The organism is Mesorhizobium sp. WSM4840, from assembly GCF_055811755.1.
This window is the reverse complement of the sequence record NZ_JBVVQD010000020.1, coordinates 41,630-67,731: the sequence shown is the minus strand read 5'-3', so window position 1 is coordinate 67,731 and position 26,102 is coordinate 41,630. Positions and strand designations below refer to the sequence as shown.

The following is a 26,102-nucleotide window of genomic DNA, read 5'->3' as shown; positions in this document are numbered from 1 at the left end:
AGCTATAGGGAAGAGAATACATGGAAAACTCTTTCGAGATCGAAACCCGCACCGTCTTTGATCGCTACCAGCGCCAGCAGGAGAATGACGACCACATATTCGACAGGTTGGTCTCTCTAGTCGAGGAGGAATATTTCGGCCTGCCAACCGGTAGCTTCCGCGGGCTTGACGTCCTAGATGCGGGCTGCGGCTCCAACGCGAATGCGTCCTATGCGTTTCTCGACAAGGGGGCACGAAACGTTGTCTCGCTTGAATTGAGCAATGATTGGATGGATTGCGCGCGCAAACGGCTCAGCCGATTTGGGCCGCGCTCGGAACTCGTCGCTGGCAGTGTACTCGATCTGCCGTTTGACGACTTCAGTTTTGATTTTGTCCATTGCGCAGGGGTTTTGCCGCACACCAGCAATCCGAAAAAAGGCTTTGAAGAGCTTGCCCGTGTAACCCGCCCCGGCGGCAGCTTCTTTTTGACGATTATGGGCACCGCCAACGGCGTCATTTACCGATGCATCAATCACTTGCGAGAACTCTACCAAAGCGACGACCAATTCCGCAGTTCCATTGACAATCTAGATGCATCCACCGCACGCGAAGCCATCAACTGGCTGTTGAGAATAAAGGACGGCGAAGAGGAAGAATATATACCTGGCGAAAACGAATTCTTTCGGAGTCTTTTTGATGATGATTTGTTCGTGACGATCCGGGATCGTTTTCAGGCGCCGACCTATCACGATTTCGCATTCACAGAGGTGCAAATCCGAGGCTGGTATGGCGAGTGCGGCTTCGACAAGATCCGCAGGATCTCAAGATATACGAGAAATTTCCATAACCTTCGGCGCTTTCTCGCTCCGATGTACCGTCATTATGACCACTCGCTGGCCCGCTTCTGGTTCGGCGATGGCTGCATCCAGATGATCGGCGAAAAGCCGAGCACGTAGTAGGCGCTATTCGTGCCAAGAGAGCGACCCCAATGTGCGGAATCTTTGGGATAGTCCTCAAAAACGAGGGAACACCGGTTTGTGCTGATGTCGTTGAGCGTTGCGCTGACGCTCTCGCTCATCGCGGACCTGATGCCAGCGGCTTATACATTAATCAATCGGTCGCATTCGCGCATCGACGGCTATCGATTGTCGACGCTCATGCTCGAGCCAATCAGCCCTATCGCGATGACAATACCGGAGTGGTGGTAACGTACAACGGCGAGATATTCAACTATCGGGAAATTAAAGCTGAATTGAGGGATATGGGTTTTTCCTTTTCGACGGTGTCCGACACCGAGGTTCTAATTCTTAGCTATATTGCTTGGGGGAAGTCATTCTTAAATCGTCTTGACGGGATATTTGCCTTCGCGCTTTTCGATCCGCGGAACTCGCTTGTTCTCATCGCCCGAGATCGTTTGGGGGTAAAACCCCTTTACTACACGATCTGCGATGTTGGCCTTCTCTTTGCATCGCAGCCGAACGCTCTCATTCGCTGGCCGGGCGTGATGCGCGGACCCGACATCATCGGCGCGCTCAGTTTTCTTTCCTATCGCGCGGTTGTCGGCGCCAGAACGCTGTTTGCCGGGATTTCCAAGTTAGAGCCCGGCCACCTTCTCGAAATAACAAACGGGCGACACACGTCGGAGCGTTGGTGGAATCTGTCCGAGCGCATTTCGCGATCGAAGCCGGACTATTCCGACATAAGGAGACTATTTGGAAGCGCCGTCGAACGTCAGCTGGTGGCTGACGTACCGGTCGCCGCATTGTTGTCCGGTGGACTTGACTCGAGCATCCTTGCCTATGAGGCATCCGCTCGCTCACAAATCCGTCCGATCTGCTATACCGGCAAGGTCGAGACCCCCGATTATGACGAGACGGCCTATGCGATGGAGGTCGCCGCTGAATTCGGGCTCATTCATCGGGTCGTCCCAATTGGAGAACCTTCCGACATCAACGCTGTAGCAGAGCTGGTTCGCCTGCGTGGACATCCGCTTGGAATGCATAACGAAACCGCCATGTTTACGCTCGCAAAGGCGATTTCGAAGGAGCACAAAGTCGTACTCACGGGCGAGGGTGCCGATGAGATTTTTGCTGGTTACAGCCGATTGTTCCGTACACCGTATGACTACAATCGAAGCAAAATCATCACCGCCTTGCCACCTGCTCTTGCTCAGATCGCACGCCGACGCCTTGGACTCGGGGTCCATTGCAGTCAGCTGCAGTTCTTCCTGGAGCGCTACAGCTACTTCCCGGCTGATGAGATCCGTTCGCTTGCTATCGATGGCCAGATGCGAACAGAGCACGAGATGGAGCTCTTTGATCATTTCTCGACTCAATTTGCGGAGGCGGGCGGAGATTTCTTTAGCAAGATCTCATATGTTCTCGTCTCTACACATTTGCCCGCGTTGCTGGAAATGGTTGACAACACCACAATGGCAGCTGGGCTTGAAGCTCGCGTTCCTTATACCGATCACCAGCTCGTTACCGCCGCAATGGCGATGCCCGGCTCACAGCGGTTGAGGTGGAGGTCTCCAATCGCTTCGGCCCAGGCACTGTGGTATCCGGTTGCTTCCTTCAGCGAACGTCTCGATGTCTCAAAATTCCCCTTGCGAAGGGAATACCGGAGCGTCTTGCCCAGATCTGTTTTATCTCGCAAAAAGATGGGATTTCCGCTGCCACTGGGTCAGTGGGCCGTTGGCGAGGGAGCAACGGAATATCGAAGGCTGCTGTTTGATAAGGACTCTCCACTGGGAGATTTGTTCGATCCTGCTGCTTTGTGGCGTTGGTTCGAGGCCGGACGACGAAATCCTTCAGACTCGTTTGGTCGGAAGTTCTGGCTGTTGGCCAACCTTGGGATATTTTTCAAAGAGGTATTCTCATGACGAATATGCGAGCCCGCAGGCGGTCGCTTGCGGGCATCTTACAGAAGACCCTTTGCCGAAAACGGGGCGTCGGACAATCCCAAGATCTGAGCAATGGTTGGCGTGAACTCTTCAGCGGAGCCCCAGGCAATATTGCAAGGTTGCATTCCAGGGATGCTCAACAGGCATATCCGATCGTCCTCCGCGCTGCCCGGTCGAAAACCGTGGGTGGACAAGTATCGAGGTCTGCCCGTCGGGCCAGCTTCTTGCGTGTCTCCAACGGTCTCCTCGAAGGAGTGTCCAGGAGGTGCGACATAGGTCGCTATGCAATCGCGTTCATTTACCGGAACATGGTCGCTCGACCACGGCTCCACTTGGAAGCGCGCCAACAGTCCGTCTGCGATTCTGCGGTCATGAGCTCCGTCAACCAGGACATGGAGCGTCGCTCCTTCACTTTCCCAAAGCAAGTCAGGGATGATCGCATCCGGATAAATGGTTGTGTGGACGGCGCTATGTCCATGGTCACTTGCGACTACGATCGCGTAATCATCTTCCCGCCCGACTCGCCTCAGTCCTTCGATGAGAGCGCCAATCATCATGTCGGCCGCGGCGATAGACCAATGTGCCGCCTCGCTTTCGTATCCGAACTGATGCTGAATCGAATCCGTCATGTCGATCTCGGTCAAAATGAGATCAGGCGGGTTCTCCGAGCAAGCCAGCGCTCCTGCAGCCCCCATCATGAGATGATCCGCGGCCAGGCCCGCAACGAGAGCAGTGCTCGCAACGGTGTCACTACTGGACGGGAAGCCGAAGAGATCGAACACGCCGGCGGCTCGCAACCGCCCATTTGGATCTTTGATCATGCGCGAGCGAGCGATGCGGTTTTCGGGCAGGTTCTTAAATGACCGGCTTCCCTGGAGAAACCCTCGTTCCCACCAGGCCGGCACGAAGACATCGCAATCGGCTGGGTCGACCAACCCAGCGCCGATGGACGCGACATCAAGCCCGCTATTTTTGGCAAGCTTTGCAATGGTCGGAACCCGCAGATCATACGCGTCGGCGCAGACAAACGAACCATCTCGCACAATGTGGTTTCCGTAGATCCCGTTCGCTTGAGGCGCCGCGCCGGTTAGCATGCTTGCGCGCCCCGGCATCGACGTTCCCGGCACCGTTGAGCGCAGGCGACTGATGGACAGACCGTCTCCTGCCAAACGAAAAAGCGTCGGCAACCGATGTTTGTGCTTTTCGAAATAGTCTGCGCTTACGCCGTCCATGAGGATCAGAATCGCTTTCGTAGGAGAGCGCTGCTTTATCGAGGCAGGCGTCTGAAAACGAGCGGTAGGCCTGGATGGATTGGTGTGGGTCATATTGCACCTCGAAGAGACCGATCGAAACCAAAGCCCCCTATAGGCTTCGGATGACGCCGATATGAACGCATCACGGGATACTTCGAGCGCCCGTAAGTCGTTTTGATTTTGGGAATGGGCGCTTCTACGCGCGCTTTTTGCTTCCTTGTAAAAAAGGAGTCCGAGATGGCCGATACGACCCGTGCTATTTTTATCCTCGATTTCGGAGGGCCAAAAATACATCTGTGGAGTGGCAGCTACGATGCACCGTTGGTTCCGATCAACGGTCAGCCGCTCTTGGACCGTCTCGTCAACGCCTGTGTCGAAAACGGCATTGAAGATGTCACTCTCGTTGAAAACTTGAGCAGCGGCACATTCGATGGGTTCCGCCTGCAGGACAGCACAAATACGCTTTCGTGGCGCGACGCGCATGACGGCGATCTCATTGAGAAGTTCCGCCAACATGAGGGCGATACTCTCCTGATATGGGGAACGCCGCTTTTCGACAGTGAGGTTCTTGACGGTATCGATACCAACAAAGGTTTGCGCGGCTCCGCTTGGCGACCCGACGCGCCGACCGGGATTTATCGATTGAGTGCTGATGTTCTACGCAATCTTCTGGCCGAAAGCCGCGCCGCGGCATCTCCGCATCAGGCCTTGAGCACGTTAGTCGCGGGCCTGTCCCAGCTGGACGTAGCGTTCCCTGACAATGTGCTGAACGCTGGCTCCGAGCTGTTCGATATTTGCGACGGTGTCGACGCATCCGTCGCGGAATTTCGGTGTGACAAGGACAACGTGCTGCGGCGTCTGGAAACGAGCGTCGGAGGTTACTGGCGCAAGCCAATCGCTGAGCACATGCTTCTTTGCAATACCCGTTTCCCTCCCAAGACTTTTTACGATCGGCTGGCGGCAAGGCTCGAAGGCGTGTTGACATGCTATCCTTCTCAGCAGATCGATATCGTTTCAGTTGTTGGCGCGATGACCTCGCAGCAGCCGGACTTTATTGCAGTCGGAAACGGGGTGACCGATCTCATCCAGGCGCTCTATTCTACGCTGAACCCAACAATCGCGATTCCCGTGCCGACGTTCGCCGGCTTTCAAACACCACTCGATGACGAACAAAAGAACAACTTCGTCCTCACCCCGCCCTATTTCGATCTCGACGTTCGAGGTTTCCTGGAATTCGTAATGGCGACAGGCGCGGATACGGCAATCGTTGTAAATCCAAACAATCCGACCGGTCGACTTGTTGATCATGCTGACGTGGCATGGCTGGCGGAGGCCCTAGGATCTCGCGGGCGGCGGCTGATCGTGGATGAATCGTTTATTGATTTTCCCGCTGATGGCCGACCAAACAGCGTTGAGAATCTGGTTCCGTCCTGTGACAATTTGATCGTGGTGAAGAGCCTTGGAAAGGTCTTCGGACTTGGCGGAATCCGGCTCGCCTACCTCATGGCTGGCGATCCCGCGCTCGTTGCCGCCGTGCGCCGGAAACTGCCGCTGTGGAACATTAACGGTATTGCGGAATACACACTGTTCCTGCTTCCCGAATTCGCAGAGGAACTGGAAGACAGTCTAGAGATGTTGCGAGAAGATAGAGAGCTGTTCATTGAGGAGCTGCGGACGGTACCGGGCCTCGACGTCGTACCTTCGCAAACGAATTTCATCTTGTGCCGGCTGCCTGAAAATTCGGTATCCGCTGCCGAGTTCAAGCGCCGCCTCGTTCTGTTCGAATCCGTCCTCGTAAGAGAATGCGGCTATCAAGCCATGAACGACGCAGATCGATATCTGCGACTGACGGTTCGAAGTCGGACGGAAAACGAAAGGCTGGCAAAAGCTCTGCGGCGCACCTTGAGCCGCTCAACTGCCTCTGAGACCGACGCCCTGACGTGACATTTGCGCAGCGAACTGAATAGTCTTTTTTTCGAATGCCGCGAGAGAGAAGCATGTCGCTTAGTTACAATCGTCATAAAAGGCTCGTTGAAATCATCCAGGCGAATGGCGAAGTGCGCATCCGAGATTTGATGCAGCGGTTCAATATTTCAGAAGAGACTGCGCGGCGGGATATCAAACGGCTCGAGCAGGATGGCTTGGTCGCACGTGTCCATGGTGGCGCGGTCGCAACCCAACAGCCAAAGCTGCTGGCCATCTCATCGCGAGCTGTTTCCGAGCGCGCGGAAAAAAGCACCATCGCTGAGATCGCCCTGGGTCTTCTGAAGCCCGGTCAGAATCTCTTTTTCGGGGGCGGCAGCACCATTCTGTCGTTGGCCAGCCGCATATCGGCCCTCCCGGAAATGCGCGTCGTCACCAACATGGTCGATACTGCCATCGCCGCGGCCGAAGGCCATCGGCATCGCGTCGTCATGCTGGGGGGCGATTTCAATGTCGATTTCCGGACCGTAACCGGATTCACCGCTTTGCGTACACTCCGTGAACAGCGGATCGACATCGCATTTATCGGCGTCAATGCGGTGCATCCGAATGGCGTCTTCGACCATGAACAGGTCGGACAAGAGCTTGCTGCGACGCTCTGCGAGCAAGCGCGGAAAATTGTCATTCTCGCCGATCACAGCAAATTCGGCTTGTCGGCGCGCTACCGCATCCTGCCCCATTCGGCGATCACCGCGATTATCACCGACCGGAGGCCTGCATCGGACATGCTGGACAAGATCGAAGCCGCCGGTGTTGAAGTTCTATATCCGCAAAACCGTCACAACCCCGCACTGGTCTCTACTTGATCATCTGCTTTCAGCCGGCAGCGCTGCCCCAACCGTGAAGCATTCTTTTCCGTTTGATTTCAAGAACCAACACAATCCGTCTCAAACCTGCAAAAAACCGTCACATAACCGCGCTATGTCTCAGCCCGTCTCCGGAGCGGATTTCATTCGCTCCGATTGTCATCCGACTGAAAGAGAGGGGATTTGATATGCAAACGACACGTCGCAGATTTCTCGGCATGACCGCCATGGCGGCTGGCGCGATAGCATTGCCGAACACGATCATGGCAGCACCCGGCCGGCGGCCGAGCCTCAATATTGCCGTTCAGGACCTGCGCACAATTCTGGAACCGGTGGATGGCTCCTCCATCGCCAACGTTTCCTGGCGGGTGCAATACAGCATTTTCGATCAGCTTTTACGGACCGACTACAACGACAATTTTCGCCTGAATTTCGCGCTCGCGACATCATTGAAGCAAATCGACTCCACGATCCATGAGATCAGGTTGCGCGACAATGTGAAGTTTCATGACGGTTCCACAATGACGGCGGATGACGTTGTCTTCTCGCTCGGGCCGGATCGACTGCGCGGCGAAAAAGCGCCGGGCGCGGCCGTGTTTGCCAACTTCCTCTCCTCGCTCGCCGATGTGCAGAAGATCAATGATCGCACTGTCCGTTTGATCACCAGGACAGAGGATCCGGTCTTCGCCCAGCGGCTCGGCGCCTGGGGCACGCAGATCATCAGCGCCAGGGCACGGGCTGGCGCCAGCAGCTACGACGCCTGGGCGGCGAAGCCGATCGGCACCGGCCCTTACAAGATCGGCGAGGTCCGCAATGGCGACGAGATCACGCTGGTGGCGCACGACGAATATTGGGGAGGCCAGCCGCCATTTGCCTCGATCCGCTTCAAGCGGCTGCCGGAAATCGCCGCGCGCATCGCCGGACTGAAGTCGGGCGATTACGATATCGTCACAGACATCACTCCGGACCACATTGCCGAAATTGAGGGAGTCAACGGCCTCTCGATTGTTGGTGGCGAAGCCATGTGGTTCCGCTTTCTCACATTTGCTCCGCTCAGGACCCCCATCCTGAAAGATGTCGATCTGCGTCGCGCGCTCGCTCTCGCTATCGATCGCGGTGCGCTGGCAGACGGCCTCTGGGACGGCCGGGCGAAAGCGCTGACCAGTTGGCAGCTACCGATCTTCGGCGAGATCAACGACCCCGACCGCAAGGGCGTGTCCTATGATCCGGCGCAGATCAAGGAACTGCTCGCCAAGTCATCCTACAGGGGCGAGGAAATCCCATACCCTTCCGTCGGCACCTATTATCCGATGCAGCTCGCTGAGAACCAGGCGCTTGTCGAGATGTGGAAGGCTGCCGGAATCAACGTCAAGCTGATCATGTGTGAAAACTGGACGCAGGTCGGCGACATTGGCGGCATCAATGACACGTCCGGCGGCGCCTTCTACGCCGATCCCGTTTCCATGCTGTGGCAGATTATCGGTCCGACCAATGACCTCCAGTCAACAGGTGGCTGGACCAATGCCGAGTTCAACGCGCTCGGTCACGAGCTTGAAACGACGACCGATCTCGCCAAGCGCCAGGCGGCCTTCAAACGGATGCAGGACATTGTCGAGATCGAGGACCCTTGCATCACGCCGCTGCACTCCATGCCCTTCATCTATGGGCAGAAGGCGGATGTCAGCTGGCAGCCCAACCCGTTGCCGCAAATGTATCTCGGCCCGAAGATGCCGCCTGAGCCGGTGGCCTGAGTTCCATGCTGCATAAGTCTTTCCACAACAGCGCGGGCGCCGCGCTGTTGCCGGCTCATGGCATCGGGGCTTCCGCCACCAAACCTGCCATCAGCATTGCTGGCTTGAGAGTGGCGTTCGGCGATGTGCCTGTGCTGCACGGTGTCGATCTCGCTGTGAACAAAGGCGAGGCCTTGGGTATCGTTGGCGAATCCGGCTGCGGCAAGTCCGTGACCTGGCGGGCGGTTCTTGGCCTGCTGCCGAAATCCGCCGAGATCGGGGGCGAGGCCAGGATTGGTGATCTCGATCTTGTGGGCGCACGACAATCCGTTTTGGATCGGGTGCGCGGCGGACGCATTGCCATGATCTTCCAGGATCCGGCCAGCGCGCTGAACCCGGTGCATCGCATCGGCGCGCAGATCACCGAAGCGCTTCGCCTGCACCGGGGCCTCAGCGGTGCCGCCGCCCGTGCCGAGGCCTGCCGCCTGCTCGACCAGGTCGGCATAGCCACTGCGGCAAGCAGGCTCAACACCTACCCCCACGAACTGTCGGGCGGCCAGAACCAACGGGTGATGATAGCCATCGCGCTCGCCGGCCGGCCCGAACTGCTGATCGCCGATGAGCCGACGACCGCGCTCGACACCACCGTGCAGGCGCAGATCCTGCTGATGCTCAAAGATATTCAACGCGACACAGGCATGGCGCTGGTCATGATCAGCCATGATCTCGCCGCGGTGGCGGCCGTCTGTGACCGGGTATGCGTCATGTATGCGGGCCAGATCGTCGAAACGGCACCGAAACACACGCTTCTGACCGCGCCGGAACACCCCTATACACGCGACCTGATCGGTGCCATTCCGCCCTCGCACGGTCCGCGCATGCGGTTGACCGCCATTGCCGGCGCGCCCCCACAACGCAATCTGCCGCCGGGATGCGCCTATGCGCCACGCTGCCGGCACGCGATCACGGCATGTGGCACGAGCCGACCGGAACCGCGGCAGGTCGCCGCGCGGCACTCGGTGCGTTGCCTTCGTTTGGACGCTGGCACGTATCAATGACCCTGCTGCGTCTCAACAACATCACCCGTCGCTTTCCGCTCGGCTCGCCACTCTACGGACCGCGGAAATATCTTGTTGCAGTCGATGGCGTGTCGCTGGATGTCGAGATGGGCCGGACGACCGGCATTGTCGGCGAATCCGGATGCGGCAAGTCCACCACCGGCCGTATTGCGCTCGGTCTGGAGCCGCCGGACAGGGGAGGTGTGCTGTTTCAGGGTTTGCCGCTGCCGCGCATCGACAGCAAAAAGTGGCGCGCGCAGCGGCGCCAGATGCAGCTGGTCTTTCAGGACACCTTGGCAGCGCTTGACCGCCGAATGACTGTCAGCGCTCTCATCGCCGAGCCGCTGGCGATTCACGGGATTGGTGATCCGGCAAGCCGCAAGCAACGTGTGGCCGAGCTTCTCCACGGCGTCGGCCTCGGCGAAGGCCATGGCATGCTCTATCCGCATCAGCTTTCCGGCGGCCAGCGCCAACGCGTCGTGCTTGCCCGGGCGCTCGCGCCAAAACCCTCGCTTCTGGTTTGCGATGAGCCGGTCTCGGCGCTCGACCTGTCCGTCCAGGCGCAAATCGTCAATCTGCTCATGGATCTTCAGCAGGAGCTCGGGCTCGGCCTCTTGTTCATCAGCCATGACTTGCGGGTCGTTCGCCATGTCAGCGACCGGATCGTCGTCATGTATCTTGGCCGCGTCGTCGAGCAGGGGCGCGCCGACGCCATTATCGATCAACCCGCCCATCCCTATACTCAGGCGCTCGTCTCGGCCATGCCGAGGCTTCCGGGCGGATTCGATCATTATGTGGCGTTGCCAGGCGAACCGCCGAGCCCCACCGATCGGCCGTGCGGATGCCCGTTTCATCCACGCTGTCCACTTGCGCGCGATGTCTGCCGCCAGAGCCTGCCCGAACTCCTGCCGCTAGGGCCGGAACGGCAGGTCGCCTGCCATTTGGTGAGGCATTGATGGACGCGGTGTTTCGTTTCGCCGGCCCCAAGGTCCTGCGTGCCAGCCTGTCGATCCTCATCGTGGTGACCTTTACATTCGTCGTGCTGCGGGCCTCTGGAGACCCGGCGCTGCAGATACTCGGTCCCAGCGCCCGCGCCCCGGATCTTGAGGCGTTTCGCCGGCATTGGGGGCTCGATCAGCCTCTGTATGTGCAATATGTCCGCTATGTCCTGGCGGCACTTCACTGCGATTTCGGGAATTCCATGCTAGCTGGAAAACCGGCCCTTCAGCTTGTGTTCGAGCGCGTGCCCCTGACATTGGCGCTCATGCTGCCCGCACTGGCGCTCACGATGCTGATCGGCATTCCGGTCGGCGCCTACGCCGCCATGCATCGCGACACCTGGGTCGACCGATCGGTGATGATGCTGACCGTGTTCGGCTTCACCGTGCCAAGCTTCGTGCTCGGGCTATTGCTGATCCTGATCTTTTCCGTGACGCTCGGCCTGTTCCCGTCCGGCGGCGCGGACAGGCCGGAAAGCTTCGTGCTGCCGGTGCTCACGCTTGGTTTGGGCGGGGCGGCCATTATCGCGCGCTTCACGCGTAGCGCCATGATCGAAGTTTTGTCGCAGCTCTACATCGTGGCGGCCAGCGCCAAGGGCGTGACGTGGCGGCAGGTGGTTCGCCACCATGCCTTTCCGAACGCGATCATTCCTGTGCTGACGCTGTTCGGCCTGATGCTCGGCGGCCAGGTCGCGGGCGCCGTACTGGTGGAAAGCGTCTTCGGCTGGCCCGGCATCGGCCAATTGCTGGTGGTTTCGGTTGCGAACCGTGATCTCGCCGTGGTGCAGGTCATCCTCCTTCTCGTGGCGCTGACTATGACGTCGGCCAACCTGCTGATGGACCTGCTTTATGGCGTGTTCGATCCGCGCCTGCGTGAAACAAACTCAGGATCGCAATGAAAACGGCAACCGTAGAAACCAACCGTCCGACGACTCGCCCGGTGGACCTGCCGACACTCCTTGCGGTGGGCTGGGTTCTCCTCATGCTTTTCTCTGCGCTCGCCGCGCCGCTGATCGCTCCTTATGAGATCACTTCCATCGACCTGCGCCAGCGCCTGGCGCCGCCCGTCGGCTTTGGCGGAACGATGCTACATGTCCTGGGAACCGACGATCTGGGCCGTGACGTGGCCTCGCGTCTTTTCTACTCGATCCGCACCAGCTTGCTGGTCGCCTTCGGCGCCACTGCGATCAGCGTGTTGGTCGGTACCGGGATCGGCTTCATCGCCGCCTATTTCCGCGGACTCGTCGAGCATGCCCTGCTGCTAATGATCGACGTACAGGCTTCGCTACCATTTCTCATCGTGGCGCTGGCAATGCTCGCCTGTTTCGGTAATTCGATGGCGCTGTTCGTCGCCCTCATGGGACTTTATGGTTGGGAGCGGAATGCGCGGCTGGCGCGAGGACTGGCGATCACCGCCAGCGCACAGGGCTATGCAAGCGCAACGCGCCAGCTCGGCGCCCATCCGCTGCGTGTCTATCTGCGGCATATCCTGCCCAACAGTGCGGCGACGCTTCTCGTGGCGGCGACGGTGACCTTTCCGGAAATCGTCTTGGTGGAAAGCGGACTGTCCTTCCTCGGCCTCGGCGTCCAGCCGCCGATGACCAGTCTGGGTGTCATGGTCGCGGCCGGCCGCGAGTATATCACCCGCGCCTCCTGGATGCTGCTCGCTCCAAGCCTCGTCATTGTCATGACGGCCGTTGCCGTCAGCGTCCTCGGCGATTGGTTGCGCGATAAGCTCGACCCGACCCTCAAATAACGGTTTCCCGATGCAAAGGAAGCTGATCTCCATACTTGTCGACGGCTGCGCTCTCGCACGTAACGGGCACCGAACCTACCTCACGATTGGGTCCAAGACGGAACCTCCTGAAAGGCCACACAATCTCGCATGCAATGCTACCACTTCGTGCTCAGTTAAGCTCGCGATGCAGTCGGCTGAGAATCTTGCCCTTTTGCCTTCGCAAACATCCCAGATGTACCTCAATCTAACGGGCAGGAATTTTGGGGGTCCTTTTTCAGAGTCATCCCACAATATTTCAAAAATCTCAGAAATTACTTTCTTTTGACCTAGCTGCTGGGGCGATTAAGGAAGGATTGGAAATGATATATTGCTTGGCAATCTGTTTGAGGAGTTTGACCTCCGCCAGAGTATCCAAGGGTATGTGCAATCCGTTTCCTTCCTCGGTTAGCTTCGCGGCCGTCAAGAACCGCCCGATTAGGAACGAAGTCAGGCTCCGAAGCGCCACCCGCTGTTCTCGGGAGCCTTCGTAGGAGGTATTCAAAAGCACGCTAAACGCGGAATTGAGCACCGAAGCCAAGCGCTCAAATGCGGCATTCAGGTGAGCGTGTGCATCGCTCGGGGCGCCGAACCAGACCTCATGGGTCTTGCGGATGATTTACTGCGAGCTAGAATATGATTCCAGGGAATAGCGCCGACTCTATGGAAGTCCTCCAAATCGTGAACTGAATAGGCAATGTCATCTGCCCAGTCCATCAGCGCGGCTTCTGTAGTTTGGAACGCGTGATCCTGGAACCTCCTGGCAAAATCAAAGTCGGCGTGATCGACCTTGTAGGCTCCCCACTTACTGCTCCTTTCTGGCTTTGTTGGATCTCGCGTCCAAGGGTACTTTAAGCAAGCCGCAAGCGTAGCTCGGGTCAAATCCAGTCCGAGACAGTCCGGATATCGAACGCCCAACTTGGTCAGAATTCGGAAAGTTTGAGCATTGCCCTCGAATCCGTCAGGGTCTTCTCTCCCTTCCAACAACTCGTTGAGTTTGCTTTCTCCAGCATGCCCGAACGGGGGATGACCCAGGTCGTGGGCGAGGCAAGCCGCCTCCACTACCTCAACGTCAACCCCGAGTTTCTTCGCGAGCTTAGGATCGGCATCGATGCAATTCTGAGCGAGCCTTCGCCCAACTTGGGCCACCTTATACGTGTGTTGCTGCCGGGTATGGAACACATCGGCTTCGCCTACTCTAACGATCTGGGTGACGCCGGCGAGACGATGCAACGCGGAAGAATACTGAATCCTATCGCGGTCGACCTCAAAAGGTTTCCGCTGGTCTTTTTCAGGTGTGCTGTGGAGGCGCTTCCTCCGAGCCGCATCCGTCCATACACGCGATACCATTCGCGATTTAGGCGGCCTGCAAAGTTTTGCCCGGCCTAAAGAAACGCATCTCTCTGTCGATGCGGATCTGATTGCGGCTCATGGCTAGATGCAACGCAGCCTGGATCTCACGGCGTGAATACCCGTCCGCCGTCAGGAGCTCCACGAGCCGCTCGGGATCTACGGCTCGGTTTTCTTTGCGGATATGCCGCAGCAATGCATCTCTTGCTTCAGCGATTCGCTGTTCCATGCGACGGTCTCCCTCGATCACACCGTTGTCTCATAACCATAAATTTTTGACAACAAGTTAGGTTGCAGGAGGGCTGCCATCAACAATACGGCGATCAGACTCCTGACAGTTCCGAACATCCTTCCTCGCCTCAGCCAGAAGCCAAAATACTGACCTTAAAGGTCAGTAATCTCGCACGCGTAGCGGCCATTCATATCGACCTGCGCCGCCCCCTTCACCGCGCCTAATCAAGAGGTCGCTGCGAATGGACCCACGGCTTCATCGCCGACTTCTTCAGCACTATCGGTCACTTCCGGCTGTTCGATGCCGGCTACCAAGCATCAGATTTTGACAACTAGCTTCTTCCGGGCTCCGCGGCCGACGTCTCACTCAACGCCATCCGACATCTCCTGTCGCCTTTGTCGGGCCCGCGACATAAGTTCATTTAGCCAATTTAATATTTTTGCCAAATGTTAAATAGCTGAAAAGCAATCATAAAATTTCCTCTTCGATCCAGCCGGCCAAATTGGCACGAGTTTTGAAACGATCGGTGCGAGGCGCCGGGATCTGCCGACCGGACTTCAAGTCGCGGGTAGCCGCTATGGATGGAAAGAAGGAAGGAAAGCAACATGTCAGGTCTGCGTCAGATCGCATTCTACGGAAAGGGAGGCATCGGCAAGTCCACCACCTCTCAAAATACGCTCGCTGCCCTGGTCGACCTCGGACAGAAGATCCTCATCGTCGGCTGCGACCCGAAAGCCGACTCCACCCGCCTGATCCTGAACGCAAAGGCGCAGGATACGGTTCTGCATCTCGCCGCCCAGGAAGGTTCTGTGGAAGACCTTGAACTCCAGGACGTGCTCAAGATCGGCTACAAAGACATCAAGTGCGTGGAGTCCGGCGGCCCCGAGCCGGGTGTCGGCTGCGCCGGCCGCGGCGTCATCACCTCGATCAACTTCCTCGAGGAGAACGGCGCCTATGACAATGTCGACTATGTCTCCTACGACGTGCTGGGCGACGTGGTGTGCGGCGGCTTCGCGATGCCGATCCGCGAAAACAAGGCCCAGGAAATCTACATCGTCATGTCCGGCGAGATGATGGCGCTCTATGCCGCCAACAACATCGCCAAGGGTATCCTGAAATACGCCCATTCGGGCGGCGTGCGGCTCGGCGGGCTGATCTGCAACGAGCGCCAGACCGACCGCGAGCTCGACCTCTCCGAGGCGCTGGCCGCCCGGCTCAATTCCAAGCTCATCCACTTCGTGCCGCGCGACAACATCGTCCAGCACGCCGAACTGAGGAAGATGACGGTAATCCAGTATGCGCCGGACTCCAAACAGGCAGGGGAGTACCGCGCGTTGGCCGAGAAGATCCATGGCAATTCGGGCCAGGGCACCATCCCGACCCCAATCACCATGGAGGAGCTCGAGGACATGCTGCTCGACTTCGGCATCATGAAGACGGACGAGCAAATGCTTGCCGAGCTTCAGGCCAAGGAAGAAAAATTGGCCGTCGCTCAGTAACCGCCGCTACCGACAGGGGGCGCCGACCGTGACCTGGCGCCCCTTTCTACGAAACAAGGCCTCGTTGGCGAGGCGTTACCCGAACCTTGAAAGGGGCAGGTCCCATGGGCCTCGACTATGAGAATGACGGCGCTTTGCATGCGAAGCTTATCGAAGACGTGCTGTCCCAATATCCAGACAAGGCGGCGAAGCGTCGCAAGAAGCACCTCAGTGTCGCGACGAGCAAGGACGAGGCCGGAGCGGAGGACAAGGGCCTTTCCGAATGCGACGTCAAATCGAACATCAAATCCATTCCGGGCGTGATGACAATCCGCGGCTGCGCCTATGCCGGCTCCAAGGGCGTGGTGTGGGGTCCGGTCAAGGATATGGTCCACATCTCGCACGGGCCGGTCGGCTGTGGGCAATATTCCTGGTCGCAACGCCGCAACTATTACGTCGGCACGACGGGCATCGACACGTTCGTGACAATGCAGTTCACCTCCGACTTCCAGGAGAAGGACATCGTTTTCGGCGGCGACAAGAAGCTGGAAAAGATCATCGACGAGATCGAGGACCTGTTTCCGCTCAGTGGAGGTATCTCGGTGCAGTCCGAATGCCCGATCGGCCTGATCGGGGACGATATCGAGGCAGTGTCGCGCAAGAAAGCCAAGGAGCACGAAAAGACGATTGTACCGGTGCGCTGCGAAGGTTTCCGCGGCGTTTCACAATCGCTCGGCCACCACATTGCCAATGATGCGATCCGCGATTGGGTCTTCGACAAGGACGATGTCGAGTTTGAGTCCGGCCCATACGACGTCAACGTCATCGGCGACTACAACATTGGCGGCGATGCCTGGGCCTCGCGAATCCTGCTCGAGGAGATTGGGCTTCGGGTGGTCGGCAACTGGTCGGGCGACGCCACGCTCGCCGAGATAGAGCGCGCGCCCAAGGCCAAGCTCAACCTGATCCACTGCTACCGGTCGATGAACTACATCTGCCGGCACATGGAGGAAAAGTACGGCATCGCCTGGATGGAATACAATTTCTTCGGCCCCTCCCAGATCGAGGCCTCCCTGCGCAACATCGCCAAGCATTTCGGCCCGGAAATCGAGGAGAAGACCGAAAAGGTCATCGCCAAGTACCGGCCCTTGGTCGATGCCGTCAGCGCCAAGTATCGACCGCGCCTCGAAGGCAGTACGGTGATGCTCTATGTCGGCGGCCTGCGCCCCCGTCACGTCATCACTGCCTACGAGGACCTCGGTATGGTGATCGTTGGCACCGGCTACGAGTTCGCCCACAACGACGACTATCAGCGTACCGGCCATTACGTGAAGAATGGCACGCTCGTCTATGACGACGTCACCGGTTATGAGCTGGAGAAGTTCATCGAAGGCATCCGCCCTGATCTCGTTGGCTCCGGTATCAAGGAAAAGTACCCGGTGCAGAAGATGGGCATCCCGTTCCGCCAGATGCACTCCTGGGACTATTCCGGCCCCTATCACGGGTATGACGGCTTCGCCATTTTCGCCCGCGACATGGATTTGGCCATCAACAATCCGGTCTGGGGTCTTTACCGCGCGCCGTGGAAGAAGATGAAGGACGCGCCGCCGACGGCGGTCGCCGCCGAATGAGGACTGGCCTCCCTGCCAGGCAGGGAGGCCGATAATTGCTTGGGGCACTCGATCCACGCGGGAGGCCCTTTAACGTCTTGATGTCCCTGTGCTGCCGCTTGGCGCGGCCAGATGGAAAAGGTGACCACCATGCCGCAATCGGCCGAAAAAGTTCTCGACCATGCTCCCCTGTTCCGCGAGCCGGAATACAGACAAATGCTTGCCGAGAAGAAACTGAATTTCGAATGTCCGCAACCTGATCAGATCGTCACCGACCAACGCGAATTGACCAAGACTTGGGAATACCGCGAAAAGAACCTCGCTCGCGAGGCGCTTGTCATAAACCCCGCCAAGGCCTGCCAGCCGCTCGGCGCGGTGTTCGCGGCCGCGGGCTTCGAGCGCACCATGTCTTTCGTCCACGGCAGCCAGGGCTGCGTTGCCTACTACCGCTCGCATCTGTCGCGACATTTCAAGGAGCCTTCGTCAGCGGTTTCCTCCTCGATGACCGAGGACGCGGCAGTGTTTGGCGGCCTGAAGAACATGGTCGACGGGCTCGCCAATACCTACAAGCTCTACGACCCCAAGATGATCGCCGTCTCGACCACCTGCATGGCCGAAGTCATAGGCGACGACCTGCGGAGCTTCATAGAGAACGCCAAGAACGAAGGCTCGGTCCCCTGCGACTTCGACGTGCCTTTCGCTCATACGCCTGCCTTCGTCGGCAGCCATGTCGATGGCTATGACGGCATGGTGAAGGGCGTGCTGGAGCATTTCTGGAAGGGCAGCAAGCGCTCGCAAGCCGCTGGAACCATCAACATCATTCCAGGCTTCGATGGATTCTGCGTCGGAAACAACCGGGAACTCAAGCGCCTCCTCGACCTGATGGGTGTCACCTATACCTTCATTCAGGACGCCTCAGACCAGTTCGACACGCCGTCGGACGGCGAATACCGCATGTATGACGGTGGCACGAAGATCGAAGACGTGAAAGGGGCACTCAACGCGGAGGCGACACTGTCGCTGCAGCTTTACAACACCCGCAAGACGCTGGACTATTGCGACGAGGTCGGGCAGGCGACGGCATCCTTCCACTATCCGCTAGGTGTCCAGGCGACGGACGAATTCCTGATGAAGGTCTCGGCGATTTCCGGCAAGGAGATCCCCGAGACAATCCGGATGGAGCGCGGTCGACTGGTTGACGCCATGGCGGACAGCCAGTCATGGCTGCACGGCAAGAAGTACGCAATCTATGGAGATCCGGACTTCGTCTACGCCATGGCCCGCTTCGTCATGGAGACCGGCGGCGAGCCGACACATTGCCTCGCGACCAACGGCACATCGGCCTGGGAGGCCGAGATGAAGGAATTGCTTGCATCCTCGTCCTTCGGCCAGGATGCCCAGGTCTGGGCGGGCAAGGATCTCTGGGCAATGCGCTCGCTGCTCTTTACAGAGCCGGTGGACCTGCTGATCGGCAATTCCTATGGCAAGTATCTGGAGCGCGACACCGGCACGCCGCTGATCCGGCTGATGTTTCCAATCTTCGACCGGCACCATCACCATCGCTTTGCGCTCATGGGCTACCAGGGCGGTTTACGCGTGCTGACGACGATCCTCGACAAGATATTCGACAAGCTCGATCGCGAGACGAGCGAGACGGGCGTGACGGACTATTCCTATGACCTCACCCGCTAAGAGCCGGTGCCGGCTTTTCGCCGAGGCCGCCCATCGCCCAATCGACTTCGGAGACTGACGCAATGACCTCGCTCAGTGCCAAGATCCAGGACGTTTTCGACGAGCCCGCCTGCGATAACAACCGCGGCAAGGATGCCAGGGCGCGCAAGGAGGGCTGCTCGAAGCCGCTGACCCCCGGGGCGGCAGCCGGCGGCTGCGCCTTTGACGGCGCCAAGATCGTCTTACAGCCGATCACCGACGTTGCGCACCTGGTCCATGCGCCGCTCGCCTGCGAGGGCAATTCCTGGGACAACAGAGGCGCAGCTTCGTCCGGGCCAACCCTGTGGCGGACAAGCTTCACAACCGACCTCACCGAACTCGACGTCGTGATGGGGCAGGGCGAGCGGAAGCTGTTCAAGGCGATCCGCGAGATCAAGGAAACATATGCGCCGCCGGCAGTCTTCGTCTATTCGACCTGCGTGACGGCGCTGATCGGCGACGACATCGAGGCCGTGTGCAAACGCGCGGCCGAAAAATTCGGCTTGGCCGTGGTGCCGATCAATGCGCCGGGCTTGGCCGGCTCCAAGAACCTCGGCAACAAACTGGCCGCCGAAGCGTTGCTCGATCATGTCATCGGCACGGTGGAACCCGACGACGCCGGGCCCTACGACATCAACATCCTTGGCGAATTCAATCTCTCCGGCGAGTTCTGGCTGGTGAAGCCGCTGCTTGATCGGCTCGGCATCCGGGTGCGCGCCTGCATTCCGGGCGATGCGCGTTACATCGACGTTGCATCCGCGCACCGCGCCCGGGCGGCTATGTTGGTATGCTCGAGCGCACTCATCAATCTGGCCCGCAAGATGGAGGGGCGCTGGGACATCCCGTTCTTCGAGGGCTCCTTCTACGGCATAACCGATACATCAGAGGCACTTCGCAACATTGCTGAGCTGCTGGTGAGGAAGGGCGCCGATGCGGAGATCCTCGATCGCACAGACACCCTGATCGCCGAGCAGGAGGCGATTGCGTGGAAGAAGCTCGAGGCCTACCGCCGGCGGCTTCAAGGCAAGCGCGTGCTGCTCAATACGGGCGGTGTGAAGTCCTGGTCAGTCGTCCACGCGCTGATGGAGATCGGCATGGAGATCGTCGGCACCTCGGTCAAGAAATCCACAGTCGAAGACAAGGAGCGGATCAAACGGATCCTCAAGGACGAAAACCACATGTTCGAGCAGATGGCAGCGCGCGATCTTTACGCCATGCTCTCAAAACATGAGGCCGACATCATGCTGTCAGGCGGGCGCACGCAATTCATCGCGCTGAAGGCCAAGACACCCTGGCTCGATATCAACCAGGAGCGCCAACATCCTTATGCCGGCTATGACGGCATGGTGGAACTTGTACGGCAGATCGACCTCGCCATTCACAACCCGATCTGGGGCCAGGTGCGGGAGCCGGCGCCGTGGGATTGCCAGCCTGCTTTGGGGGACGATCTGGCGAGCACGAAGAACGGGACCGCAACTGTGAACGCTTTCAATGAATTCGCCGGCGCGACGGCTCATCGCTTCGGCAACCGTTGAGGAAATCCGATGGCCCGCATCCTTCGCAAAATCAAATCAGCGGCGGTCAACCCGCTGAAGTCGTCGCAGCCGCTGGGTGCCGCCTTCGCTTTTCTTGGAGTCGACGGTGCGATGCCCCTGTTCCACGGCAGCCAAGGCTGCACCAGCTTCGCGCTCGTGCTCCTCGTGCGGCATTTCAAGGAAGCGATCCCCTTGCAGACAACGGCGATGGACGAGGTGGCAACCATACTCGGCGGAGCGGACCATCTGGAAGAGGCGATCCTCAACCTCAAAACCCGCACAAAGCCAAAGCTGATAGGGGTGTGCACGACCGCGCTGGTGGAAACCCGTGGCGAAGATTGCGCGAGTGATATCGCCAACGTCAAGCTGAAGCACGCGGAAGAGCTCGCGGGTACGGAGGTCGTGCTGGCCAACACGCCCGATTTTGACGGCGCGATCGAAGAGGGCTGGGCCAAGGCTGTCGCGGCGATGATCGAAGGGATTACATGGTCGGGCGAACGGACGCGGCAGCCGAAGAAGATCGCGATCCTGCCCGGATGCAACCTCACTGTCGCTGACGTCGAGCATTTGCGTGAGATGGTTGAAAGTTTTGGGATCAAGCCGGTTATTCTGCCGGACGTCTCCGGCTCGCTCGACGGTACGGTTCCTGACCGCTGGGTAACGACTACCTATGGCGGCACCAGCGTCGAGGAAATCCGCGAGCTTGGCACGGCCGCGCAATGCATCGTCATCGGCGAACACATGCGCCACCCGGCGAAAGTGTTGCACGGGTTGACCGGCGTGCCGTTCGTGGTGTTCCAGTCGCTGACCGGATTGAGGGCTGTCGACCGGTTCGTCTCGCTTCTGTCGGCGGTTTCGGGCGCCGCGGTGCCGGCCCGGGTGCGCCGTCACCGGGCGCAATTGCAGGATGCGTTGCTCGACGGACATTTCCATTTCGGAGGCAAGAGAATTGCGATCGCTGCTGAACCAGACCAACTCTATCAACTCGCAACCTTCTTCACCGGCATGGGCTGCGACATCGCGGCGGCGGTCACGACGACCGATATGTCGAAGATTCTGCAAAAAGTACCGGCGCAGTGGGTTCAGATCGGCGATCTCGGCGATTTGGAAACTCTTGCAGCGGGCGCGGATCTTCTCGTAACACATTCCCACGGTCGCCAGGCGTCGCAACGCCTTGGCATTCCGCTCATGCGCGTCGGCTTCCCGATCTTCGACCGGCTCGGCAGCCAGCACAAGCTCACAATCCTGTATCGGGGGACGCGCGACCTGATCTTCGATGTTGCCAACATCTTCCAGGCCAACCAGCACGCGCCGACGCCTGAGGCGCTTGATCCATTCCGTAATCGAGAAATGCCAGATGAGCTCCGTTCGTCGCCTCTCACTCGTCACTGACGAGGTTCACGCACCGATGCCTGAACGACGAGCAGGCGCATTGCGCGTAGCCATCGCCACGCAAGACATGAAGGATCTCAATGCCCATTTCGGGTCGGCCAAGCGCTTTGCTGTCTACGACGTGACGCGCGAGGAGTGGCATCTCGTGGAAGCCGTGGCCTTCGATGAGGTTTCCGATGAGAGCGGGAAGCATCGGACCGAGGGCGATGATCGCATCACGCCGAAGGTGGAGGCGCTGAAGGGCTGCCATCTGCTGTTTTGTCTGGCCATCGGCGGGCCTTCGGCAGCGAAGGTTGTTTCGGCAAAAATCCATCCAATCAAGGTGCCGCAGCCACAAACCATTCAAGAGGTGCTGTTGCGCACGCAGACGATGCTGAGGACATGTCCTCCGCCCTGGCTGCGCAAGGTGCTGGCCGAAGCTGGTGTCGCCGAAAAGAAACCCTCCTTCGAGGACGAGGACTGAAACGAGGAAAGAGCAAAATGTTTGAAGTCGCGATCAGCCCTGCTGTTAACGATGACGAGGCGGCCCTTGCCAGCCCGTTCGTCAAATGCCTCGTGCGGCTGATCCGTGCTCAAGATTCCCACGGGTCATGGGACGGCAAAGCGGACGCCGAATTGCTGGCCGACTTCATCGTCAGCAAGGAACAGCGCCGTACGATTCCAATCATCGGCGATCCCGATCCGGACGTGCTGTGGAGGCTCGACAAGTTCTACACCGCCGTCGGGCTTGCGATCGAGGAGCGCTCCGGCCTGATGGCATCGCCGATGATCGAAATGAGCCATGAGGGGTTCGGGCGCGTGCTTTTCACCGCCGGGCGGCTGGTCGTTCTGTCCAAGACCCTGCGCGACGTCCACCGTTTCGGCTTCGAGACGTTCTGCAAACTCGCCGCGGCCGGTACGAAACTGGTCGACGATGCCATCGCAGCCATCGACGCCTATCCCGAGGTGGCACGGGCATGAAACCGATTTTCGAGCAAGAGGATCATGTCAGGCCTTGAGGAGCCGCGATGGCCGGCCCACGCGGCCGACGCGGTCGAGGCCAATTTGGTTCTCGGGGTAGCGCTGATGAAGCCATGCGTCCTGATCTGTTCGCAAGATGCGGAGTTCTATCTGTTCCTAAGTCACATACTGGAGGTGGACGGCTTCGCCAGTGAGCCGGCGGGCGGCGCGAAGGAAGCACTGGCAATGGCCGACGAACGGGAATTCCAGGCCGTGGTGCTGGACTGCGGTCCAACGAGCCTTACCGGGTCCGCAATCTGCACCCGGCTCAAGCGGGAGCCCCGGACCGGCGGCCTGCCCATCATCGCCCTGATCGCGCCCGGCGCCGAGAACCAGCACCTCGATCTGTTGAAGGCCGGCATTGACGAGAGCTTTGTGCGGCCAATGGCGCCGGCCAAGCTGCTCGATTGTCTGCGGACCAGGCTGGCGCTGCCGAAGCGGGGTTCAAACGGGATTGAAAACGGCAGCTGGCTTTCCTGTGGCAGCCTTGAGATGAAGCTCGATGCCCACCGGGTTTGCGGCAATGGCCATGACATCCATCTCGGACCGATCGAGTTCAACGTGCTGCGGCACTTACTCGAGGCTCCCGGCAAGGTCTTCAGCCGGGACGAGCTGATCGGCGCGGCCTGGCCGGCCAATATTCATGTCGGTGTACGCACAGTCGATGTCCATATCAGTCGGCTCAGAAAGGCGCTGGAGACGGCCTCGACCGGTATCGTCATCCGTACCGTCAGGTCGGCCGGCTACTCGCTCGAGAAGCCGGACGGCTGAATCAAGTGCCGGGTGTGGTGCCACTCCCTTTTCCTCGCGCTGTGAGCCGGTCTTGCGGCCTGAAACGCCCTCAACAAATACTCAGGAAGAAGCAGGAAAATGGGTTTTAGAACCGTACTCTGTTTGACCGGCGCTGACCATTCCGATCAGGACGTCAGAACTGCTGCCGGCTTGTGTGCGGAAATCGGCGCGCACCTTTCCGTACTGATTATACCCGCTCCGATGCTCCTTATGTCGCATCGGCGGATCGGAGATGGTGTCCCCGAGTGGCCGGTAGGACGTGGACAGGCAATTGCCAGATTGAACGATCGGTTTCGGCAAATCGATCGATTTACACAGGACGCGGTCAGACTGGAAAAACGCTCCAGAGATATCCAGAAACTGCTGGAATCTATGTCGCTCGCCTATGACGTTGACACCGACTATTACGATCCGGCCAGCCTCGGTGAAGTGGCACGACAGCGGGCGCTCTGCGCCGACCTCACGATCATCGGACCGGGGCTCCTCAACGACGAGAATCTCGGACCTCCTGTGGTCAACGGCTGCTTGTTCGATACGGGAAAGCCGGTGCTCGTTGTGCCGAAGGGGGCTGAGGCGACACTGTGGCCACGGCGCGTCCTGGTCGGTTGGGATTCGCGAGTCGAGGCGTCCCGAGCGGTTCGAGAAGCGCTGAGCCTCCTATGCATTGCTGAGGAAGTTCGTGTCGCCCTGGTCGATCCGAAGGCCAACTACAACGGGAACGGCGCGGAGCCTGGAGCCGATATCGCTGCCTATCTCACTCGGCACGGTGTTCGGGTGTCAGTTGACCTCCTGCCAAGTGCCGGCAAATCGGCGGCCACGGTGCTTGCGCAGCACGCAATCGACACGTCTGCCGACATGATAGTCATGGGCGCCTATGGCAGCCGTCGGCTGCGCGAGCGGCTCTTTGGCGGTGTGACCAGATGGATCTTTGAAAAGCCGACATTGCCGCTGTTTTTGGCTCGATGACGGTTCCGGAGCCGCACCGATGCTGTTCGAAGCACTACTGTGATGCCTGCATTCATACCGTAGATGCGCCCATCGAAATGATCGATTTTACGAATAGGAACGAACATGAAAAGCATTGCTCGGGAGGCGACGCCCGCCGGAAATCTCTCCAGTCATGCGCAAGGCGGAAGGTAGAACGGAGTCCTCCCAGCTCTTATACCCAGGGTACCATGCTGCCGCGAAGGGCCAGCCCGTGGATGCCTGACCTGACCCTGCCTGCGGTGTGGAAGGGTCACTGCCGCGAGCATCCATCTGCCCGCATCGTCGGTTACGAGCTGGAATTCGAGAACTCATTGCTTGGGCAGGCTTCTTTTCCGGCACGCTTCATGCATGGGAGTTTCGAACGCATTTGTGAGATGTCATCCCATGCTAGCCCCTCGAAGAACGAGCCGCGCCCGTCGAAGCCGTGATAAAGCCAAATCCTGTGTGGGGGCAGCCGCTAGAAGCCGCCGTAACCTCCGGACAAGCTGCGCGACAGTATCACACGCGTCCTTCTCGCCCTTGGCGTGGGTTTGGCGCCCGCCGTCGATGTCGCTGACCTTGAGCCCAACGAGGACAGGCTTTTGCCTTCCTCGCAGTCACGACCGCAGCTCGAGGATGCCTGTGACATTCGCAATGCCCAATGCGGGTCGCTGCGAACATCCCGCTGAGTTGGAAAACACTCCCAGAGGAGCAAGATAGGTGGAGCTCTTTTTGCATTGGCACCTGTGCTGGCAACCCGCATTCCCGCCTTCGAGGCGATCAAGCCGACGCGCGCCTGGGCAGGCCATTACGACTACAACACGCTCGACCAGAACGCGGTGATCGGCCCGCATTCGACGGTGAAGAATTTCGTCTTCGCCAACGGTTTTTCCGGCCACGGCCTGCAGCAGGCGCCGGCGGTCGGCAAGGCGCTGGCCGAGCTGATCGTCCATGGCGGCTATCGCACGGTGGATTGCTCGGCGTTTGGGTACAGCCGTGTCGCCGAAGGGCGGGCGTTCAGGGAATTGAATGTGATCTAACGCTGGCGGGACAGCCCCCCTCTCTGGCCTGCCGGCCATCTCCCCCGCAAGGGGGAGATCGGCAGCTTCACTGGCGGCTCCAAACTTCTAGCCTTGGAGATTGGCGAAAGCAGCGATGACGGCCAATCTCCCCCCTTGCGGGCGCGGTCAGCGGGGTCCTTGCCTTTGGCGATGCATGTCGTGGCTGGACCGGGTGAGGTGAGTCCGGCCCAGTCTACCCAGCCTCTGCGCCCGCCCCGAAGCCGCTCGCCCGCTCAGCGCTATGAGGGCGCGCGCGCGAGCGGCTTCGCTAACGCTGCGCTACAGCACGTGCAGGGACGCGACCCCAGTGAAGGCATACTCCAGCGTGGCTTCGCCAATTCCGTTTCGTTGGCCCGCCTCAAGCCGGTCTTCCAACCGAAGGCCGAACGCGCCAATTCGCCAGCCAACTCCATCAACGATTGTCTAAATCCGCAACCCGGGGCGGTTCGCTCGAGCTCGCTTGCTTGAGCACGGCACAGACGGGATCGCGAGTA

21 protein-coding genes and 2 pseudogenes are annotated in these 26,102 nt (G+C 59.2%); 19 read left to right on the top strand and 4 right to left on the bottom strand.

From position 1 onward, the window contains the following. Window positions 1-20 precede the first annotated feature (20 nt). Window positions 21-935 carry a class I SAM-dependent methyltransferase gene (locus tag AC0L3I_RS24370; protein ID WP_473528478.1) on the top strand — a complete coding sequence of 305 codons (915 nt, stop codon included), beginning with the start codon at window positions 21-23 and terminating at the stop codon, window positions 933-935. Window positions 936-967: 32 nt separating this feature from the next. Beyond that, window positions 968-2,860: an asparagine synthase (glutamine-hydrolyzing) gene (gene asnB / locus AC0L3I_RS24365; protein WP_473528477.1), complete on the top strand. Its 1,893-nt coding sequence runs from the start codon at window positions 968-970 to the stop codon at window positions 2,858-2,860. A gap of 38 nt (window positions 2,861-2,898) precedes the next feature. Here asnB and AC0L3I_RS24360 read toward each other — a convergent pair whose 3' ends face one another. After that, on the bottom strand, window positions 2,899-4,206 hold the full coding sequence (locus AC0L3I_RS24360; protein ID WP_473528476.1) for an alkaline phosphatase family protein: 1,308 nt from the start codon (window positions 4,204-4,206) through the stop codon (window positions 2,899-2,901). 165 nt (window positions 4,207-4,371) lie between these two features. Here AC0L3I_RS24360 and AC0L3I_RS24355 point away from each other — a divergent pair, with 165 nt between their 5' ends. From AC0L3I_RS24355 to AC0L3I_RS24325, 7 genes are all read left to right on the top strand, one after another. Further along, window positions 4,372-6,078 carry an aminotransferase class I/II-fold pyridoxal phosphate-dependent enzyme gene (locus AC0L3I_RS24355; protein ID WP_473528475.1) on the top strand — a complete coding sequence of 569 codons (1,707 nt, stop codon included), beginning with the start codon at window positions 4,372-4,374 and terminating at the stop codon, window positions 6,076-6,078. Between the two features lie 53 nt (window positions 6,079-6,131). Then, complete coding sequence (locus tag AC0L3I_RS24350) at window positions 6,132-6,923, top strand: DeoR/GlpR family DNA-binding transcription regulator (RefSeq protein WP_473528474.1); 792 nt, start codon at window positions 6,132-6,134, stop codon at window positions 6,921-6,923. 188 nt (window positions 6,924-7,111) lie between these two features. Next, complete coding sequence (locus AC0L3I_RS24345) at window positions 7,112-8,674, top strand: ABC transporter substrate-binding protein (RefSeq protein ID WP_473528473.1); 1,563 nt, start codon at window positions 7,112-7,114, stop codon at window positions 8,672-8,674. Window positions 8,675-8,679: 5 nt separating this feature from the next. Next, complete coding sequence (locus AC0L3I_RS24340) at window positions 8,680-9,711, top strand: ABC transporter ATP-binding protein (RefSeq protein WP_473528472.1); 1,032 nt, start codon at window positions 8,680-8,682, stop codon at window positions 9,709-9,711. Further along, window positions 9,708-10,667 carry an ABC transporter ATP-binding protein gene (locus tag AC0L3I_RS24335; protein ID WP_473528471.1) on the top strand — a complete coding sequence of 320 codons (960 nt, stop codon included), beginning with the start codon at window positions 9,708-9,710 and terminating at the stop codon, window positions 10,665-10,667. Before AC0L3I_RS24340 ends, AC0L3I_RS24335 begins: the two co-directional genes overlap by 4 nt. Then, window positions 10,667-11,608 (top strand): ABC transporter permease, encoded by a 942-nt coding sequence (locus tag AC0L3I_RS24330; protein ID WP_473528470.1) that lies wholly within the window; start codon window positions 10,667-10,669, stop codon window positions 11,606-11,608. Before AC0L3I_RS24335 ends, AC0L3I_RS24330 begins: the two co-directional genes overlap by 1 nt. Beyond that, the gene (locus AC0L3I_RS24325) at window positions 11,605-12,465 is read left to right on the top strand and encodes an ABC transporter permease (RefSeq protein WP_473528469.1); all 861 of its coding nucleotides are present in this window, start codon (window positions 11,605-11,607) and stop codon (window positions 12,463-12,465) included. The genes AC0L3I_RS24330 and AC0L3I_RS24325 overlap by 4 nt, the downstream gene beginning before the upstream one ends. 75 nt (window positions 12,466-12,540) lie before the next feature. On the opposite strand, the pseudogene AC0L3I_RS24320 reads toward AC0L3I_RS24325, so the two are convergent. The 3 genes and pseudogenes from AC0L3I_RS24320 to AC0L3I_RS24310 form a co-directional block, all read right to left on the bottom strand. Further along, window positions 12,541-12,768, bottom strand: a pseudogene (locus AC0L3I_RS24320) (deoxyguanosinetriphosphate triphosphohydrolase family protein); the annotation flags it as partial. Between the two features lie 273 nt (window positions 12,769-13,041). After that, a complete protein-coding gene (locus AC0L3I_RS24315) occupies window positions 13,042-13,833 on the bottom strand; it encodes a deoxyguanosinetriphosphate triphosphohydrolase family protein (protein WP_473528468.1) in 792 nt (263 codons plus the stop codon). A 7-nt stretch (window positions 13,834-13,840) separates the two neighbouring features. Further along, entirely contained in the window at window positions 13,841-14,062 is a 222-nt protein-coding gene (locus tag AC0L3I_RS24310; RefSeq protein WP_473528467.1) for a hypothetical protein, read from the bottom strand. A gap of 608 nt (window positions 14,063-14,670) precedes the next feature. Here AC0L3I_RS24310 and nifH point away from each other — a divergent pair. The 10 genes and pseudogenes from nifH to AC0L3I_RS24260 form a co-directional block, all read left to right on the top strand. Continuing rightward, the gene (gene nifH / locus AC0L3I_RS24305; RefSeq protein ID WP_473528466.1) at window positions 14,671-15,564 is read left to right on the top strand and encodes a nitrogenase iron protein; all 894 of its coding nucleotides are present in this window, start codon (window positions 14,671-14,673) and stop codon (window positions 15,562-15,564) included. A gap of 104 nt (window positions 15,565-15,668) precedes the next feature. After that, entirely contained in the window at window positions 15,669-17,174 is a 1,506-nt protein-coding gene (gene nifD, locus AC0L3I_RS24300) for a nitrogenase molybdenum-iron protein alpha chain (protein ID WP_473528465.1), read from the top strand. 129 nt (window positions 17,175-17,303) lie between these two features. Beyond that, window positions 17,304-18,845: a nitrogenase molybdenum-iron protein subunit beta gene (gene nifK, locus AC0L3I_RS24295; RefSeq protein WP_473528532.1), complete on the top strand. Its 1,542-nt coding sequence runs from the start codon at window positions 17,304-17,306 to the stop codon at window positions 18,843-18,845. 62 nt (window positions 18,846-18,907) lie between these two features. Then, complete coding sequence (gene nifE / locus AC0L3I_RS24290; protein ID WP_473528464.1) at window positions 18,908-20,398, top strand: nitrogenase iron-molybdenum cofactor biosynthesis protein NifE; 1,491 nt, start codon at window positions 18,908-18,910, stop codon at window positions 20,396-20,398. A 9-nt stretch (window positions 20,399-20,407) separates the two neighbouring features. After that, entirely contained in the window at window positions 20,408-21,790 is a 1,383-nt protein-coding gene (gene nifN, locus AC0L3I_RS24285; RefSeq protein ID WP_473528463.1) for a nitrogenase iron-molybdenum cofactor biosynthesis protein NifN, read from the top strand. Then, window positions 21,756-22,253 (top strand): nitrogen fixation protein NifX, encoded by a 498-nt coding sequence (nifX, locus tag AC0L3I_RS24280; RefSeq protein WP_473528462.1) that lies wholly within the window; start codon window positions 21,756-21,758, stop codon window positions 22,251-22,253. Before nifN ends, nifX begins: the two co-directional genes overlap by 35 nt. Window positions 22,254-22,270: 17 nt before the next feature. Then, window positions 22,271-22,750: a NifX-associated nitrogen fixation protein gene (locus tag AC0L3I_RS24275; protein ID WP_473528461.1), complete on the top strand. Its 480-nt coding sequence runs from the start codon at window positions 22,271-22,273 to the stop codon at window positions 22,748-22,750. 24 nt (window positions 22,751-22,774) lie between these two features. Then, a complete protein-coding gene (locus tag AC0L3I_RS24270; RefSeq protein WP_473528460.1) occupies window positions 22,775-23,560 on the top strand; it encodes a response regulator transcription factor in 786 nt (261 codons plus the stop codon). A 99-nt stretch (window positions 23,561-23,659) separates the two neighbouring features. After that, a complete protein-coding gene (locus AC0L3I_RS24265; RefSeq protein ID WP_473528459.1) occupies window positions 23,660-24,547 on the top strand; it encodes a universal stress protein in 888 nt (295 codons plus the stop codon). Window positions 24,548-25,290: 743 nt separating this feature from the next. After that, window positions 25,291-25,587 (top strand): annotated as a pseudogene (locus AC0L3I_RS24260) (NAD(P)/FAD-dependent oxidoreductase); the annotation flags it as partial. Window positions 25,588-26,102: the final 515 nt, after the last annotated feature.